The organism is Microvirga vignae (genome assembly GCF_001017175.1).
Lineage (GTDB): Bacteria > Pseudomonadota > Alphaproteobacteria > Rhizobiales > Beijerinckiaceae > Microvirga > Microvirga vignae.
Genome location: NZ_LCYG01000078.1, coordinates 1 through 15,891 on the forward strand (window position 1 = coordinate 1; position 15,891 = coordinate 15,891).

General features: G+C 61.3%; 16 protein-coding genes and 5 pseudogenes. 9 read left to right on the top strand and 12 right to left on the bottom strand.

What is annotated here, in order from left to right; genetic code table 11:
- Positions 1–551: 551 nt before the first annotated feature.
- From AA309_RS36830 to AA309_RS25010, 3 genes are read right to left on the bottom strand one after another with little or no spacing between them, the layout of a single operon-like run.
- Positions 552–1,298, bottom strand: coding sequence for a 2OG-Fe dioxygenase family protein (locus AA309_RS36830; protein WP_047191752.1), 747 nt, complete (start codon positions 1,296–1,298; stop codon positions 552–554).
- A gap of 32 nt (positions 1,299–1,330) precedes the next feature.
- Positions 1,331–2,530 carry an argininosuccinate synthase-related protein gene (locus tag AA309_RS36835; protein WP_244470489.1) on the bottom strand — a complete coding sequence of 400 codons (1,200 nt, stop codon included), beginning with the start codon at positions 2,528–2,530 and terminating at the stop codon, positions 1,331–1,333.
- The gene (locus tag AA309_RS25010) at positions 2,527–3,417 is read right to left on the bottom strand and encodes a DMT family transporter (protein ID WP_150117742.1); all 891 of its coding nucleotides are present in this window, start codon (positions 3,415–3,417) and stop codon (positions 2,527–2,529) included. Before AA309_RS25010 ends, AA309_RS36835 begins: the two co-directional genes overlap by 4 nt.
- Before the next feature lie 226 nt (positions 3,418–3,643).
- Between AA309_RS25010 and AA309_RS33545 the strand changes: the two are divergent.
- A pseudogene (locus AA309_RS33545) lies at positions 3,644–4,301 on the top strand (IS5 family transposase); the annotation flags it as partial.
- A gap of 327 nt (positions 4,302–4,628) precedes the next feature.
- Here AA309_RS33545 and AA309_RS25020 read toward each other — a convergent pair.
- From AA309_RS25020 to AA309_RS25040, 5 genes are all read right to left on the bottom strand, one after another.
- On the bottom strand, positions 4,629–5,504 hold the full coding sequence (locus tag AA309_RS25020; RefSeq protein WP_052954983.1) for a D-alanine--D-alanine ligase family protein: 876 nt from the start codon (positions 5,502–5,504) through the stop codon (positions 4,629–4,631).
- A 613-nt stretch (positions 5,505–6,117) separates the two neighbouring features.
- The gene (locus tag AA309_RS25025) at positions 6,118–6,657 is read right to left on the bottom strand and encodes a nuclear transport factor 2 family protein (protein ID WP_009495349.1); all 540 of its coding nucleotides are present in this window, start codon (positions 6,655–6,657) and stop codon (positions 6,118–6,120) included.
- A gap of 260 nt (positions 6,658–6,917) precedes the next feature.
- Positions 6,918–7,151 carry a ferredoxin gene (locus AA309_RS25030; RefSeq protein WP_047191754.1) on the bottom strand — a complete coding sequence of 78 codons (234 nt, stop codon included), beginning with the start codon at positions 7,149–7,151 and terminating at the stop codon, positions 6,918–6,920.
- A 36-nt stretch (positions 7,152–7,187) separates the two neighbouring features.
- Positions 7,188–8,405 (bottom strand): cytochrome P450, encoded by a 1,218-nt coding sequence (locus AA309_RS25035; RefSeq protein WP_084731629.1) that lies wholly within the window; start codon positions 8,403–8,405, stop codon positions 7,188–7,190.
- A gap of 21 nt (positions 8,406–8,426) precedes the next feature.
- The gene (locus AA309_RS25040; RefSeq protein WP_047191756.1) at positions 8,427–8,900 is read right to left on the bottom strand and encodes an RT0821/Lpp0805 family surface protein; all 474 of its coding nucleotides are present in this window, start codon (positions 8,898–8,900) and stop codon (positions 8,427–8,429) included.
- Positions 8,901–9,150: 250 nt separating this feature from the next.
- Between AA309_RS25040 and AA309_RS33550 the strand changes: the two are divergent.
- Positions 9,151–9,297: pseudogene (locus AA309_RS33550) on the top strand (RNA polymerase factor sigma-54); the annotation flags it as partial.
- Here the strand turns inward: AA309_RS33550 and AA309_RS25045 are convergent.
- Entirely contained in the window at positions 9,294–9,926 is a 633-nt protein-coding gene (locus tag AA309_RS25045; RefSeq protein ID WP_047191757.1) for a nitrogen fixation protein NifQ, read from the bottom strand. The pseudogene AA309_RS33550 and the gene AA309_RS25045 overlap by 4 nt on opposite strands.
- A 293-nt stretch (positions 9,927–10,219) precedes the next feature.
- Here AA309_RS25045 and AA309_RS35465 point away from each other — a divergent pair, with 293 nt between their 5' ends.
- A complete protein-coding gene (locus tag AA309_RS35465; protein ID WP_160310541.1) occupies positions 10,220–10,405 on the top strand; it encodes a hypothetical protein in 186 nt (61 codons plus the stop codon).
- Here AA309_RS35465 and AA309_RS32510 read toward each other — a convergent pair.
- Entirely contained in the window at positions 10,402–10,779 is a 378-nt protein-coding gene (locus AA309_RS32510; RefSeq protein WP_210166521.1) for a tyrosine-type recombinase/integrase, read from the bottom strand. The genes AA309_RS35465 and AA309_RS32510 overlap by 4 nt on opposite strands.
- 341 nt (positions 10,780–11,120) lie before the next feature.
- Positions 11,121–11,627, bottom strand: coding sequence for a tyrosine-type recombinase/integrase (locus tag AA309_RS36840; RefSeq protein ID WP_244470490.1), 507 nt, complete (start codon positions 11,625–11,627; stop codon positions 11,121–11,123).
- Positions 11,628–11,640: 13 nt separating this feature from the next.
- Between AA309_RS36840 and AA309_RS36845 the strand changes: the two genes are divergently transcribed.
- The 5 genes and pseudogenes from AA309_RS36845 to AA309_RS25075 all read left to right on the top strand — a co-directional run.
- Positions 11,641–11,985 carry a hypothetical protein gene (locus AA309_RS36845; protein ID WP_244470491.1) on the top strand — a complete coding sequence of 115 codons (345 nt, stop codon included), beginning with the start codon at positions 11,641–11,643 and terminating at the stop codon, positions 11,983–11,985.
- Positions 11,986–12,434: 449 nt separating this feature from the next.
- Complete coding sequence (gene tnpB / locus AA309_RS25060) at positions 12,435–12,680, top strand: IS66 family insertion sequence element accessory protein TnpB (RefSeq protein WP_244470492.1); 246 nt, start codon at positions 12,435–12,437, stop codon at positions 12,678–12,680.
- Positions 12,664–13,830, top strand: a pseudogene (gene tnpC / locus AA309_RS25065) (IS66 family transposase); the annotation flags it as partial. The gene tnpB and the pseudogene tnpC, both read left to right, overlap by 17 nt.
- Positions 13,831–13,841: 11 nt before the next feature.
- Positions 13,842–14,486, top strand: a complete 645-nt coding sequence (bluB, locus tag AA309_RS25070) for a 5,6-dimethylbenzimidazole synthase (RefSeq protein ID WP_047191758.1) — start codon at positions 13,842–13,844, stop codon at positions 14,484–14,486.
- 125 nt (positions 14,487–14,611) lie between these two features.
- Positions 14,612–14,894, top strand: a pseudogene (locus AA309_RS25075) (integrase core domain-containing protein); the annotation flags it as partial.
- A gap of 37 nt (positions 14,895–14,931) precedes the next feature.
- On the opposite strand, the pseudogene AA309_RS25080 reads toward AA309_RS25075, so the two are convergent.
- Positions 14,932–15,640, bottom strand: a pseudogene (locus AA309_RS25080) (DDE-type integrase/transposase/recombinase); the annotation flags it as partial.
- Here AA309_RS25080 and AA309_RS36140 point away from each other — a divergent pair.
- On the top strand, positions 15,633–15,891 hold a 259-nt coding region (locus AA309_RS36140; protein WP_210166522.1), incomplete at its 3' end, for a hypothetical protein. The pseudogene AA309_RS25080 and the gene AA309_RS36140 sit on opposite strands and share 8 nt — an antisense overlap.

Sequence of the window (15,891 nt, forward strand, 5' to 3'; positions counted from 1 at the left end):
ACCTCAACCACTCCAACCCATTCGCCAGCAGTATCGAAAGCAATGCAAGTCCACCCTGTGCCATTCGCTGAGTCCGGAACTGGTCGGTTACGATTATTGGACGGGCTGATCTGCCGGGAGCACCAGCCTCTACCTGTGCTGCGAGCACCCTGATGGGACATATGCCCCGACAGGTTGGCTGCGACCCGCCACAGCGGCAAACGCTGTGTGGTGAGCATGCGCCTGGCGGCTCACGTGAGGCTTCGGTTGGAGCTGTCCCATTGGTCGCGGTTTGCCATCCAACACGATGCGGCAAGCCGAAGCCGGTATGCTCAACTTCGCGAACGCGGCCATTCTCGTCCCCGCGCCCTGCGCAGTGTGGCCGACCACCTTCTGAACGTGGCCTGCGCCATGCTCAGACATGATACGCTCTTCAACCCTGAGGCCGCCCGAGCGCTTCCCACCACCTCATGATCCCCAGACGCGCAGCTACTCAGATCCGGCTTGTTAGAAGGTGGGGAGCCCCATCAGTGCCCCGCCACCAGAGTGTACAATGATTGACCGAGGGTCAGTCAGATCTTCTCGAATGCGATTACAAGCACATCCCTATACGCAAAAGGCTTCTTTGGTTCTTTGATTACGACGGAAGAGACGTCATGGTAGGTATTCCTGTCATTGCAGACAAAGAAATCATTCGGCCGATCCATTTCCACCTCTCCGATCGGCTGCTTGCGGACATCGGTCACGGTGCTGAGCCCTCCAATGACGTTGACGCGACCGATCATATAGGAAACAATGAAATCCACACCATCCTGATGCAATCCCTCAGGCGCTGGCTCGCCGCTCACGCCTTCACGTGCGATAATCCTGTAGGGATGAAGTTTGACATTCCAGTGCCTGTGTCCAGTGGTACTGGAAAAGATGCGGCCGAAGTTCGTCAGGATCTTTTCCAGGGTCGGATGTTCAACAAACGTTAGCTCCAGCGGTTCAAAATGGCGCGGGAACCCGCCGTTTAATTTATTGACACTCTTCGACTGCTCGTATGGTTCATGTGGCAACAAGCGGAATGATCCATCTGCTGCATCGAACTCGAACGCACTGTAGCGCCGATAGCGATAGGTTCCGCCATCCCGCATGTATTCGTCACGAAAGAGGTGGTTCCAATGATCGGCAAAGTCGTTCCACGTTGGATCGGTGGCGATATCGAACGCTTCCTCGGTCCATTCTTTGCGTGAAAACCACCAGCCGCGGGTGCGAAGACTTTCGACGCATTCCTGCAGGTAGTCTTTCTTGATCGGTTTCCCTACTCGTTCCGGCATGGCATTCTCCTCTTGATCACACGGGTGCGATCCTACTTGAACAGGCCCCTTGCTCGCCGCCGGTCCTCCCAGAGGTCACGGTCCCTGACATAGCGTGGGTTGTGCGCAATTATCGAACGCGGCAGGAAGCGATGGCTGTCGATTACATAGGTCACGGTACCGGCGACGCCTTCGAGGGCAGAAGCGATCGCGCTATCGCACAACTTATGACTGGGACTACCCCAGTTTCCGGAAACGGCTTCCTGCACCCAGGTTTGTTCCAGCCCCTGTTTTAGGATTATGGTGGCGGTAGGGAGAGAAGCGGTCTCCAAATGCCTGAGCGCATCCATGATAATGGCGGCCGCCGGCGCTTCACGAGCCTCCAGAACCTTATCGTCTGTTGAAATATGCTCGAGACCAACGAAGCGACCATGCCCAAATTTCCCGACAGCCTCGTTCAGCAGAGCGATCGCCTCCATGAGCGCAAGATCACACCCATTGACCGAAACAAGATCGCCGTCGCTGAACCCCAGCGTGATTTCCTCTGCCGGGAGATTGCCTTTCGTGCGGGTCCAGCGGAACGCTTGATCTGGAATAACAAAGCTTTCGGGATTATCCAGAGGCCCGGACTCGAATTCGCGGCACCAGAGGTTTTCGTCGCCACTCAGCTTGCGATCCGCCAGGAAAGTGAGCCCGATTGTGGCAAGGGCCGCAGCCTTTTGTTGCCTCGAGACAACGGACTGGACATAGGGGCTGCCGAAAAGACCGGAAAAGCCGTGTCGCTTGATACTGTTGTTGAAGCGCGCCAAGCTATTTTGCGACAGATTTGCCGTATGAAGGAGCAGCTCCGATCCAATGATCGCCGCATGATCGGCAACCATACTCGCGATTACCGGCCTGCTCAACGAACTGCTCAGCGGGTAATTGCCGAGATACTTGGCATGGGCCCGAATGGCCGGCTTGACGCCTCGTTCGATGAAAGCCTCCCGGCCATCAAGGCAGATAAAACGGGCGCCGAATCTTGCGGCCGTCTGCTCCAGCAGTGGCTGGTCGATGGGCCCGCCCGCGTTGACCGCGACGGCATCGATATTCTGAAAGCCGAGTTCCTGAAGCCTGAAAAGCAGATAAGTGCTGTCCAAGCCGCCACTGAACATTGTGACGACCGGTTTAGAGTGATCGCCAAAGGTCACGATATCTTCAAAGCTTTCAATGCGACCAGTCAGCCGTTTTATGGGTGAAGCTGGATTGATCATGATCCCATCTTCCTTTCAAAGATAATGCCGGCGATGGTTCCGACGATAATGAGGGCGGCCCCGCAGAGGCTGGGAAGTGTCAGCGGTTCAGACACAACAATGGGGGCGAGCAGAAGGCCAAAGAGCGGTTCGGTTCCCATCAGCAGGCTCACGCGGGTCGGCGTGCTGCCCCGAACGGCAGCGTTCTGAACATAGAAGGCTGCGATTGTGCAGAGGAGCGAGAGGAAGGCGACGGATGCCCAGAACTGACCACCGCCTTTGATCGTCAGTTCGGAAACACCACTCTGCAGCAGCAAGAGCGTGATCGTAAGGATGGCGACAGTGGAGGCTTGAAGGGCCGTCAAGGCGGCTGACGATACAGGGCGACCGGCCGTTAGCCGCTTCGTCGTGACCACCATAATAGCCCGCAGTACGGCGGCGCTCAGAACAAGAAGATCCCCGAAGGTGAAAGCGGTCATTCCTCCCGTCAGGGCGGCGACACCTAGACAAGAGCATCCGGCGCCGGCCAGAACGCCAATCGGCGGCAACTTTCTTGAGAGTCCGTAGTCAAAGATGGGCGTGAAAACAACGCACAATGAGATGATAAGCGCGGTATTTGAGGCGCTCGTCAAGGATACGCCATAGGTTTCGGCCAAGAAAATCGCAAACAGGATGGCCCCAAGTACAACGCCGCGGGCACAATCGCCACGAATGGTTGCCGCAATTTCCTTGTGTGCGACAAAAGACATGACGACTGCAGTGATCAGGAACCGGTAAAAAATGAGGACGAGAACTGGTGCGAAAAGGAGCGCACCTTTCGCCACTGGATAGCTGGCCCCCCAAACAAATGCGATTCCGAGAACGGCCAGATCCGCCCATAAACCACTTATCGGCTGGCGCCACGCCAACGTCCTGCCACTGCTGCCACTATCCACGTTTTGTATCCTCCTGCATCTTGAACCTTTAGGACCTGGCGGTATTCAGCGCATGCTGAATGATTTACTCAGCGAGAGTGGCAAATCGCGTGCCGACGGCGCTCAAGCGCCTCAGAAGACATGTTATGCTTAAGGCCTGTTAGCGCTTGAACTCATTGCGTCTGAGGGCGTTTTGCTCGTCCTGATCTGAGGAGGAGCCATGCTGACGGACGCACAATGGGCGATGCTGGAGCCTTTGGTGGAACAGTGCCGTCCCAAGGGCAAAACCCCACCGCACGATCTGCGTCGCACGGTTGAGGCCATCCTCTGGCGCCACGAGAATGGCGCCAAGTGGCGTGCTGTGCCTGCTGAACTGGGCCCCTGGTGGCGGGCGGCCCAGACCTTTATCCGCTGGGCTCCCCTGGGTGTCTGGGAGCGTCTGCTCAATCTGGTGCAGGAACGTGGGATCCAGCTTGGAATGACGTTCCTCGATGGCACCAGCGTGCGCGCGCATCAGAAGGCGGCAGGAGCGTGCCGAAAAGGGGCTCTCAAGCTCAACGAGACGATCGTGAAGCACTTGGCCGGTCTCGTGGGGGATTGGCACAAAGGCTTGCGTGATCGCCGACGCTCTCGGACGCGCTATCGCCTTTCGGATCTTGCCCGGTCAGGCGCACGAGCTGCCGCAAGCTGTTCCGTTGCTGGACAGCCTCCCCTGCGTACCAACCGGGGTCGTGGCGGATCGCGGCTACACCAGCCATGCCTTTCGCCAGCACATCTGGAGCCTGCGAGCCCGATCGGCGATCCCATCCAAGTCCAATGAAGCACCGCTCGCCTGTCCGGACTGGATCTACAATAATCGCAATGTTGTCGAGCGTCTCCAAGAGCTTCGATGAGAGTGCGGCAGGCGCCGGGCTGCACCGCATCGTGGCGGGGACGCGACAAACCCGACAGCAGGTGTCGGGTGCCTGACGTTTTGGTAGGGGAGCATAGGAGTTCGCGGGGCAGCCAATCGGCGAGCTGAGCTCCGTTAGGAGACAACCACGGCCTCCGCACATATCAGCCAAGAATTCCGCAGCTCTCCACTCTCGTCATCCAAGCAGCCAAGGCTGCTGGTTACCAACTCGCCTCTTCGTGCAAACAAAGCAGCTTCAAGCTGTTCAAAACGTCTATGGATAGTCCCACGGTGTCCGCGGCAGCGATGGCGCTCACCGAGGCCGTGCCGCCGCCAGCTCCTTCGGAAACAGCGACGCCCGCGTCAGGCTGGGCAACGTGTTGATCTCGAGAAAGGTCACACGATCTCCCGCGACAATGTAGTCGCTGCGTGAGTACCCGCTCGCCCCGATCGCGGCATGCGCCTTCATAGCCGCATCCTGCAAAGCGGCGTTGACCTGGCCTTTGAAGCCTGCCGGGCAGATTTCACGGGTGGTGGAAGTCAAGTACTTGGCGGCGTAGTCGAAGACACCGTCGGCCGGACTGATCTCCACGGGCGGCAGGGCGATCAAGGCCCCATTCTGCTCCAGAACGCCACAGGTCGCCTCGACATCCGCCATGAAGGGCTCGATCAGATAGATCTCCTTCTGAGCCACCTCGCCAAGTGTCCGCAGATCGTCAGGGCTTTCGACAAAGAGCAGACCGTAGCTCGATCCGTCCGCCACCGGCTCCGCCACGAGCTTGCCATAGGTGGCAAGACCAGCCGGGGCGGACGCTAGCGTGAGAGTGGGCGGTGTCGCAAGGCTGGTCTGCGCCACAGCCACCTTGTCGAAGGCCAGACGGCTGGCGGCCGAGCCCGCCCCGGCAAAGTGGACGCCGCGAGCTTCGCACAGGGCGGCCAACTCGCCGCTTTCGGCCATCCCGCCGTGGAGACCGAGCACCAGAAGCCTGTGCTCCCGACTGGCACGGTCAAGCGCCACCTCAAGGCTGCCGATCGGCTCGCCCGTCACCGGTAGGTCCACCTCGAACGGCCGCGCGTGCCTCATCAGAACGTCACGGGAGCAGACCTGGACGAGGCCGTCGCGGCGCCAGAACCAGAGCTCAGCCTCCGGCAAGGCTTCCGCCAGCGTCTGGGTGCTAGCGACCGACACGAAGTGTCGCGGTTGGTGCCGCCAAAGAGGATGGTGGTGAGAATGAGGTTGGAAGCCGTTGGGAGGAAGGGATCAGCCCACAATACGTTGACCTGCCGGATGAACAAGAGGGCGCGTCAGAAACGGGTGGACTGAAGCTTAAGGTGGCAGGAGCGATGGCGTAAGCGACCCGATCAATGCGCCACGTCCTGCGGCTGCCTGAGCCTGGGCGAGATCTCCCCTCCCTGCTGTCGTGAACACCCATCGGCCATCAGCCGTCTTCCGCCTCTGGTCTGATCCATCACCGCAGAAGCAGCGTGGGGTTTCGGAGAGTGAGGCCCATCTCAGGAGAGCATAACGAACCGTAGGGCAACATTGCCCACCAGGACCGTCGGCGGGCTCGTGGTGACGGAGCAGACCGCTGTTGCGGTCGCGCCGTTTCGGCTCGGAAAGGCAATCCTCACGGCCGCATCCTCACCGGCAAGGCCTTTGCCGGGAGAAGCGCTGGGGCATTGCAGGATGGTTATAGTCTTTCGTCTCCGCGGCCGACGCGGCTCTCCAGTTGGGAGCCTCTGAAGGCACCGTGGCTATGGGAGCGGAGCATTCAAGCGTTACATTCATATGCAGTACACTTTCATATCTTTGAAGAAATGCGGCGCTTCGTGAGCGCGTAGACCGGGTCATCCGGGTACGATGCTCCGAGCGGCTGCCGGGGGCTGAACTGCTCTGTCTCGGAGGCCGCCGGCGGGGTCTGCTCCTCGACCCAATCGTAGACCACCGTGCGTTCGGCAATCCGCCATTCCCCTGCCCTCTCCTGAAACAGATCGCAATAGCGGCCACAGAGGAGCACCTGGCGTATCTCTCCGGCCTCGTCCGGTCCGCGTTGCAGCGCGGTGAAGTAGCTCTCGACCGCGGCCTCTTCCGGGCTGATGAACTCGATCAGGACGTTCGTGATCTGATGGATGTTGCGCGGTCCGGTCTTGAAGACACCGAGCGCAAACTGGATGAAGCCCTCGGCCGAGCCGGAATAGGCCCCGTGATGGTCATGTGCATCGGGCCAGTACGAGCTGCGCAGCGCCGCCTCGTCCGCGCGGTCTATCCCACGGCAGTACCGATAGAGGCAGTCGCGGATCGCCTCCCGGTCGCGTAGTTCGGAAATTCTTGCCTGGTTCATCGGCTCTATCGCGAATGCTGAGATTGGCCAGGAAGAGGCGTTTTCGTGTCTCCGGTCCGCTGCAACGATTTCGAACTGGTCGGCGCTAGGAGGTGGACTGTAAGACGAACCTCGCCTGCCGTTTGCGTATCATGTGAAGCAGCTCGATACCGGAGAGGATGACCCCACTGCCCAGTTGGACGAGGACGGTGGCAGGACAGAGGCCGCGCGCCGTCCTTTTCGCGGTGCGGCCAGGTCGCGCTGACCCCAATTTAAGCCCACTAGACTCTCGATTGAATAAACACCGATTCAGGCGCAGCGGCTGTGCGATCAATTTCCAGTGCACGTTCGGGGCAGGCTTGCGCGCCTCGTGACGCGAGCAGTTCGTCTCCTTCCGCAACATTGATGTCACCGGGCAGAATGTAGCCCTCGTCATCAAGCTTGAAGATGTCCGGCGCTTGCGCCCAGCATCGCGCGTGACCCTGGCATGTGGCATGGTTGACGATGATGCGCATGGTTCTACCTCCATGTTTGTGCCCCGGCGGCCTTGGTCAGGACCAGTCCAGGATCAGATTTTCGATCCCGAACACATGGCCGCCATAGGTGATGGGCGCCGTACCTTCCTTGATCCGGAAGCCCGGAATGCGCGCCAGCCACTCCTCGAGGCCAATGACAATCTCCCGCCGGGCAAGGTGTGAGCCAAGGCAACGATGCGGGCCATAGCCAAAGGCAGCATGGCGGTTGTCCTCTCGCGCAAGATCGATCGTGTTGGGACATTCGAATTCCGCCGGGTCACGATTGGCAATCATCGTGGCGCAGGAAACATAGTCCCCTTTACGGATCGGCGCGCCTTCGAAGTCGATATTTTTCGTTGCCACCCGGATCATCTGCACGGTTGGATAGGCGCGCAGCAATTCTTCGGCTGCGAGCCCGATTCGATCCGGTTCGCTCCGCAGCAAGTCCTGGTCTTTGGGATTGCGCGCGAGATAGGCCAAGTCAAAGCCTATCGCTGCTGCAACTGTGTCGAGTCCAGCGACGAACAGAAGCACCCCAGTGCCACGGACTTCCTCGTCGGTCAGCGGGCGGCCCTCGACCTCTGCCTGCACGACGAAGGTCATGAAATCGGCGACTGGTTCCTTGCGGCGCATGGCTGCAAGTTCGTCGATGAACGCCACAATCATCCGGGCCGCCGCCGGTCTTTTGACATCGTCGCCGTGGAGCAGATCGTTCGCCCAGCCGACAAATATATCGAGTCGATCATCCGATAGCCCTAGAAAGCCAAGGAAGATGTTGACTGTGAAAGGAAATGCAAAATCCTTCATAACATCGCAGCTTGTGCCCGATGCGGCGATCCTGTCGATCAGCGCGATCGCTCGCTCCCGGACAACCGGCTCCAGCACCATCACCCGCTTGGGCGAGAACAGCGGATTGAGTAGTGAGCGAAAAATGCCATGGGCTGGTGGATCGAGTTCGAGCGGGATCATCGGCCAGTTTTCGCCGAGCACGGAGGCGAAGATGCTGCGATGGCTGGAAAAGGTTTCGGCGTCCTGCAGCACCCTGCGCTGGTCTTTGGCGCGCGTAATGACCCAGGTCCCCCGGCCATTGCGTGTGTTGTAGGGGGAATAAAAGATTGGTGGCCCGGCATGGACGCAAGCGACAGCTGCGTGCGGATCCCCGTTGGGCGTCGGCAGCATGCCAGCCGACGTGAACAGGCTGAAGTCCCTCACCATTTCGGGTGGGACATGATCTGGAACCGGGTTGCTCGCCACTTGGTTTCTCCTCATCTTCGGCTAGACCTTGGCGGTCGTCTTGTCCGGCTTGATGCCCTTGATCACCCATCCGCCGCCCGAGGGCCGGCAGGCCATGCCCTGGACGGAGGAGGAGGACGATCCGTTGATGAGAGCCGTGAAGTTCCGGCAGATCTGGTCGTCCTTCACGAAGGGAGCGCTGGTGGGCGTGAAGGTGCCCTTCCGATCGGAGGCCGGATTGTCCCAGGAGACCTGGGTGCCGGGCCGCTGCGGATCGAGCGCCACGGAGAGGGCCGCCTTGGCCCGGCGCCAATCCTCCTCGTTGAGGTCGGGCGACAGGCGCACGGCCGTCCGGCTGACCGAGTCCGTGACCTGCGGCTCCTTCTCCTGCAGTCCCACGGTCCCGAAGGAGAAGCTGCAGGCGCCCGCCGACAGGGCGATCATCCCTACGGCGAGCATTTTCATGGCTTCGCTCAGGAAGGCGTCTGATTTATAACGGCGCGCATCGGCCCTCATGGCGCGTCGGGTCTCCAAGAACGAAAAGTCACACCTAATGACTCCCTAGGTTGCGCGGCATAGCGTTCGCCATCCGACAAGATTGTAAGCCTCTTCACCGGGCAGCGGGCTAGCCGGAAGAGCGGATTGCGCGCCTACCCGAGCGAAATCTTCGAGACCCGGCATTTTCCTACCTCGAACAGCGCGGGGAGAACGCCCGAAGATGTGCTATCCGACATGACATCGTCGTCCGGCTCGAGGAAACCGACATGACATTGCGCGCCGCACCGTCACAAAATACCGCAAGGTGATGAACATCCCCTCCTCCGTGCAACGCCGCCGGGAAAAGCGCCTGTGGATTTTGACGAATGGCGATCAAGACTGGCGGCCGTGTCCCGCTGGCGAAAGCCACTCTTAATCCAAGGCGAGCCCGTTCTTGATCCCTGCGTGGAGGCTTTCGCCCTCCTCCGGGCCGAAGCAGCTGTCGAATTCGTTGCATTCCCGGCAACTGGGCGCGGCGCAGAGCGAAAAACCTTCAGCCTCGCAGAGCTTGCGGTAAAAGTACTTCTTCCATTTCATGTTTTTGGTGTTGCCGGCCGCCAGAATCGGAAAATGCGTGGCAAGCAAGCGGCTGAGCGCGGCCCGGTTGAAAAGGCCGAGGTCCTGCCAGAGATGGTTATTGCACAAGGCACGCCGGGCGATGATCTTGGCGAAGCGGGCACTCACCGGGTCGCCCGGCCGGGCATGCGCGAACAGAAGGCCGCGCAAAAGCTCTTCCTCCATATCCGGCTCGCGGTCGGTCACCTCATCCAAGGCGAAGGCGCTGACAGCGATAGCGGGGAAATTGCGGGTCAGGACATCCTGCAGCTCGGCACGCGAAAGGCCGGTTGCCTCCGTCGCCGTCGCCTCGCCGGCCTCGACCTCCTTGAGCGCTCGTGAGAGGACACAGGCAAGCACATGCTGGTCGAACCCGGTCTCCAAGTCGATCGGCCATTGGCCGATGCTGCGCGATTGTGAGTGTCGTCGCTCATCGGACCAAAAGGACATTCGGAGTCCACGAGGGATGCCTGTTTCCCACGGGCTGCGGTTCTGACGCAGACCTGACATGTTGCTTTCCTTCCTGCGGTCCATCGATCGCGGGTATCCACGACATGAGTGCCGGTGGGCAGCTCCTTCGGGCTCCCGACGGGGGTCTTCAAAAGTCGTGCCAACTGCGCAGAAAGAGCCTCAGAAATAATTTTCTGCACACTGGTCAATGGCTTGAGAGTGCGGCAGGAAGCCGGGCCGCACACCACCGTGTCGCGGACTCGACAAACCCGACAGTCGGCGTCGGTTGGCCGGTGACAGATCGCCAGGCGCCTGACTGCAAAACGGTGACGCAGGTCGTGGAGACGCACCGGCTTGCCACGATTGGGCCGGCGAGGGAACGCGCCGCGCCGAAGGCCGCGTTCAAACCGGACTTCGACAATCGACTCCCGCGCGAGCTGACGAAGAAGGCCGGGGTGCCGGGCATTGGAAAGGCTTAATCCCGGTGTCTTGCATACTCGCGCAGAACCGTCAGTGTCGAGGAGTGGACGGGAACCAGGCGATCCTTACGGAACTTGGTTCTTCGAATGTGGAGAATTCCCTGCGCGAGATCGGCATCACTGATATCAAGGCGCAACGCCTCGCCGGACCGCATGCCGGTGCTCGCGAGCAGGCCCACGAGCGGCGTCAGGAACCCGGCGCGCTCGGGATAGTCGGGCGACACCGAGCGGCATGCGGCCATGAGCCGTGCAAGCTCGTCGTCGGTGAGGATCCGGGGTGGCGGGATGGCTCGGTTCCTGGGAAAGGCCTTGGGCTCAAGCGCTTCGGTGCGCGGATCGAAGATGGCGAGATACTCGCTGAATCTGCGAACCACGCCGTAACGAACGGCTCGTCCGTTCGCCGTGCCCGCCCAGGAGCGTATGAAGCCGAGCACCGTTCGACGGCAGAGTGGGCCATCGTGCTGTTCGGCATCACCGTAGGTGACAACCGCGCGCAGGATCGCGGCCTGCTTGCTGAGCGAGAAGCCGGGCGAGCGTCAAAGTGCGACATAGGCCTCGACATGCTCGCTGAGCCTGCTGGAGAATGTGCTCATCACGCGTCTCCCGGAAAAGGAAGGGCGACTTCGGCGAGTTGCGGCACCGCGACCTTCACGTAGATGGCAGTCGTGTCGTTGCTGCGATGGCCGAGCAGGTCGGCGATCTCGTTGATCGGTCGTCACCGGCTGACGAGCTGGGTCGCCAGGCTATGCCGGATGAGATGGGCGGCGATGGGACCGTTCAGCGCGATGCCCGCGCGTTGCAGTGCGGAGCGGGCGATGCGGGAGATGTTGGTGCTGCCGTCGATCGGGCGCACTGGCGGGAGGTGCACGAGGAACACGCGACGGCTGCCGCAATCGGGCCGGGCCCGCAGGATATAATCGGCGAGTGTCTTGCCCGCCTCCCGCATGAGGGGCACGCTCCGATCGCTCCTTGCCTTGGTGTGGCGTACCCGAACCTGCGCATCGCGCCGGCGAATATCGTCGAGGACGAGTGAGCGAAGTTTCTTGCTGCGGATGCCGGTCGTGGCCAGCAACAGGAGGATGGCCTGATCGCGGCTGCCGGTGGGGCGCAGGGTCGATGGCGTCGATCGCCTTCCTGATATCCTCCCAACCCAGTTGTCGCGGCAGATGCGCGAGACGGTAGCATGGCGTTCGCGGCACGAATCGCGCAAGGTCCTGGTCATTGAGGTTGGCCCAGTGCAGGAACCTCAGAAACCGGCGCACATAGGACCCGTTCGCGGCCCGCGTGTTGTCCATGAACGACAGGCTCATGAGGTGACCGGTGAGCGCCAGCACATGCTTGCCGGTCATGGCCGAGAGCGGTTCGCTGGCGTGATACCGATCCCACCAGGCAAGCAGCCGTCGCGCGAGGAGCACCTGACCGTCCTGCGTCTTCACTGCCGGACCACGCACTTCACGCAGGTAGCTGGAGTAGCTCGTCAGCAGTGGCTCATGTGGGTCGTGCTCGCGATGACGATCCTCGAAACGGTGAAGAACGATCCTTCGGGCCAGGGCGATCGCGGTGCGTGCGGCGACACGTGATGCCTCGGTCGGGCAACCGGCGACAAAGCCATCGATCAGGACATCGCTGATCGGCTTCGCGGGCGATCCCAACCCACTGAACCGTCCCAATCGGCTCAGGTAGATCTTCACCGAAGCGTGTCGATAGCCGTTCTCGAAAAGATAGGTTGCGATGCAATCGAGCTCGTTGCCCAGGCCGCCGCCTCTCAAGCGATGCAGGACCCTCGGATACTTGAAGTAGCGTTCCAGCATGTGCGTTCTCCATGCGAGCGCGGATAGCCCAACGCCCACCGGAGAAATGGCTCAGATTATGTGGCGGCTGAGAGCCGCAAAGCGCCGGAATGCCGCCATCGGCTCTGCCGCCGCCACATAGTCTCCCACGACGCATAAGAGTGGATATGTGGCGCGCCACATATCCGTTCAGCGGGCATCTATTCGTCTTTCGCGGGCGTAAAGGCGATCTTTTGAAGATGAATTGGCAGGTTGGCTGCGGAGCCTGCCTGTTCACGAAGAGGTTGGAGCGTGGTCGTTTCCAGTGGCCAGCCGTCACCAACGGCGCCGTGACGATCTCATCTGGGCAGTTCGCCTACTCCTCGATGGCATCGACTGACGGCATCCCCAGCAAACCTGGCGGCCGAGCAAAGCCGGTTAGCGGAATTGCGTTGCAAATCCTGACGGATCTGCTCCACTGCCGATGTGATAGTATCCGCTCCTGATTCTCTCCCCTCCGACCTCGCCGAAGCGCACGCGATGATCCTCGCCGAGCGCGAGGAACGCTGTGCCGCGGAACGTCAGCTTGCGGGCGCCTGCGCTGAGGCCGCCCGGACGCAAGCCCATCTGTCGAGCCGAGACGCTCCGATCGCCCTTTTGAGGCTCGAGATCGAGAAGCTGCGACGCGAGCTCTATGGCACCCGCTCGGAACGCAAGGCGCGCCTGCTCGACCAGATGGAGTTGCAGCTTGAGGAACTCGCTGCTGATGCCAGCGAGGATACCGAAGTGACAGAGATTGCGGCTTTCCGAGCCGGGCAGCCGCGCTTTCGGCCACTCAAGCTATCCGCCCGCCGAGTCTTCTCCGAGCATCTGCCGCGCGAGCGTGTGGTGATCCCCGTTCCTGCGAGTTGCCCATGCTGCGGGTCGGATCGCCTCTCGAAGCTCGGCGAGGACATCACCGAGACGCTGGAGGTCATTCCCCAGCAGTGGAAGATGATCCAGACCGTGCGCGAGAGGCTCTCCTGTCGAGGGTGTGAGAAGATCATGCAGCCGCCGGCGCCCTTCGACGTGAGGCCGCGCGGCTTTGCCGGACCGAACCTCTTGGCTCAGATCCTGTTCGAGAAGTTCAGCCAGCATCAGTTCTTGAACCACCAGAGCGAGCGCTACAAGCGCGAAGGGATCGATCTCAGCGTCTCCACACTAGCCGACCAAGTCGGCGCCTGCACGGCAGCCCTTCAGCCGCTGCACGCCTTGAGCGAAGCGCATGTGCTCAAGGCCAAGCGGTTGCATGCCGACGACACCACGGTGCCGATCCTCGCGAAGAGCAAGACCACGACAGGCCGGATCTGGACCTATGTGCGGGATGGTCGCCCCTTCGGTGGATCGGATCCACCTGCCGCTCTCTACTACGCCTCCCGGGATCGCAGCGGCGAGCATCCCGAGTGGCACCTCAAGTCCTTCACTGGCATCCTGCAAGCCGACGCCTATGCGGGCTACAACGATCTCTACGGTCCTGCACGCAGTGGTGGGCCGATCACGCCTGCCTTCTGTTGGAGCCATGCCCGACGTGGGTTCTTCAAGCTGGCCGACATTGCCGGCAACGTGCGCAGTGGACGCGCCACCGCCGAGATTTCGCCGATTGCGCTCGATGCGGTTAACGTGTGAGCATGGCACGTTCGTCGCCCATTCCTGATTTTGCGCAGGAATTCCGCCATCAGCTTCGCAAGCTGTTCGTTTGGCGCCGCGATGTTCGTCACTTCCGGTCCATCCCGATCTCGCCCGATGTGCTCGCGCACCTGCTCGAACTGGCGCATCTGGCGCCCTCTGTCGGCCTGAGCCAACCCTGGCGCTTCGTTCTTGTGGATGATCCGCACCGGCGAACCGCCATCATCCAGAACTTTGAGGTCTGCAACGCACAAGTGCTGATGGACGAGCCTGCGGAACGGGCTCAGATTTATGCCCGTCTTAAGCTGGCCGGCTTACAGGAGGCACCGGTTCACCTGGCTGTGTTTGCCGAGGGCGCCACGCAGCAAGGTCACGGTCTGGGGCAACGTACCATGCCCGAGACGGTGCAGTATTCGGCCGTGATGGCCATCCACACCCTGTGGCTGGCCGCGAGAGCCGAGGGGATTGGAGTCGGCTGGGTGTCGATTCTGGATCCCGCTGCCGTTGCCATGATCCTGGAGGTCCCATCGCACTGGACGTTCATCGGCTACCTGTGTCTGGGCTATCCCGCTTACAGCGATGACACGCCGGAACTCGAGCGCCAGGGCTGGCAGGCGCGGACACAGATGCAGATCCTACGGCGTTGACCTGGCTATCGCCTCGGTTCCGCATCCGCGGCTACACCGGATGAATACGATGCAGCGTGAGGGGATCGCGCTGCACGGTTGCCCGGCTCATGCGGCAGATGGGCCTCCAAGGGGTGGTGCGCGGCAAGTACACCGAGCGCCTCGCCGAGGCCGGCATCGAGCCATCGGTCGGCAGTGTCGGCGACTCGTACGACTGCCCTGGCGGAAACCGTCATCGGCCTCTTCAAGACCGAGGTGATCCATCGGCGTGGTCCGTGGCGCTCCTTCGAGGCCGTCGAGTTCGCCACGCTCGAATGGGTGGATTGGTACAACAACCGGCGTCTGCTCGAGCCTATCGGCCACATCCCGCCTGCCGAGGCGGAAGCCGCCTACGATGCCCAGCTTGAGGTCATGCCAATGGCCGCGTAGAATCCAAGCCAATCAGCCTCCGGAAAATTCGGCGCGGTTCAATCACATCAGTGCTCTGCGGCGTGTAGGGTTTGGTCTTGCGGTGTTGCACCTTCAGCTGGCGGCAGGCTGCCTCAAAACCGTCGGCGGTAAAGCACGAGCCACGGTCGGTGAGCACGTGGGTGACCGTAAAGGGAAACGCGCCGATCGCCTTTTGGAGGAAAGCAATCGCGCTTCTTGCCGTCTCGTCATCATAGACCGCCAGGTGCACCCAGCGGGAGCAACAGTCGATGGCGACATAGAGAAAGCGCTTGCAGCTCTCTCCATTGACGGTTCTCAGCTTGGGCAGGTGCTTGATGTCCAGATGCACGAAGCCGAGGTCGTAGTCCTTGAAGGTGCCGCTCTTGCGCTGGTGCTGCGGCGCCGGCGGCAGGCGCCCGAGCCCCTCAGCCTTGAGGATGCGGTAGACCGCGTCCCGGTTTAGATGCGGCAGGAAGTGCGTGACCACGAAAGTGAGGCCATCGAGCGGAAGACCGGTGGCCTGGCGCAGAGCGCAGACGATCGCGCTCTTCCACGGGGGCTTTCCAGAGCAGCTTGTGCGGTCGGCTGCTATGGTCCGGGCAATCCTGAACTCCGCGCTTGCGCTACTTGCGGATGGTCTCGGGGCTCACGCTATAGCGCTGGGCCAGCACGCCCGTGGGCTCGACTGAGCGGGCGATCTCCTGGCGGACAGCTGGGGTGGTACGGGCTTGCGGGTGGATGGACAGCTTCACGGCCTCCTGCGGTGAGGAGCTCGGCGTCGCAGGCCGTCAAAGCGCCAAGCGTACTCCTCAATCGCGCAACGCACCCGGTCCCAACAACGTTCTGCCACCAAACACATTAGGGCGCTCTGTTTCTCCCGTCACAGGCGGATTGAAAATCCGCGCCCGTTCGCCCGCAGTATCTAAACGAAAGCAAGACCAGAGTTTAGAACTGTTTCAGCTTGATGCCATGCCGGCGCAGGGCATAGCCGACCTGC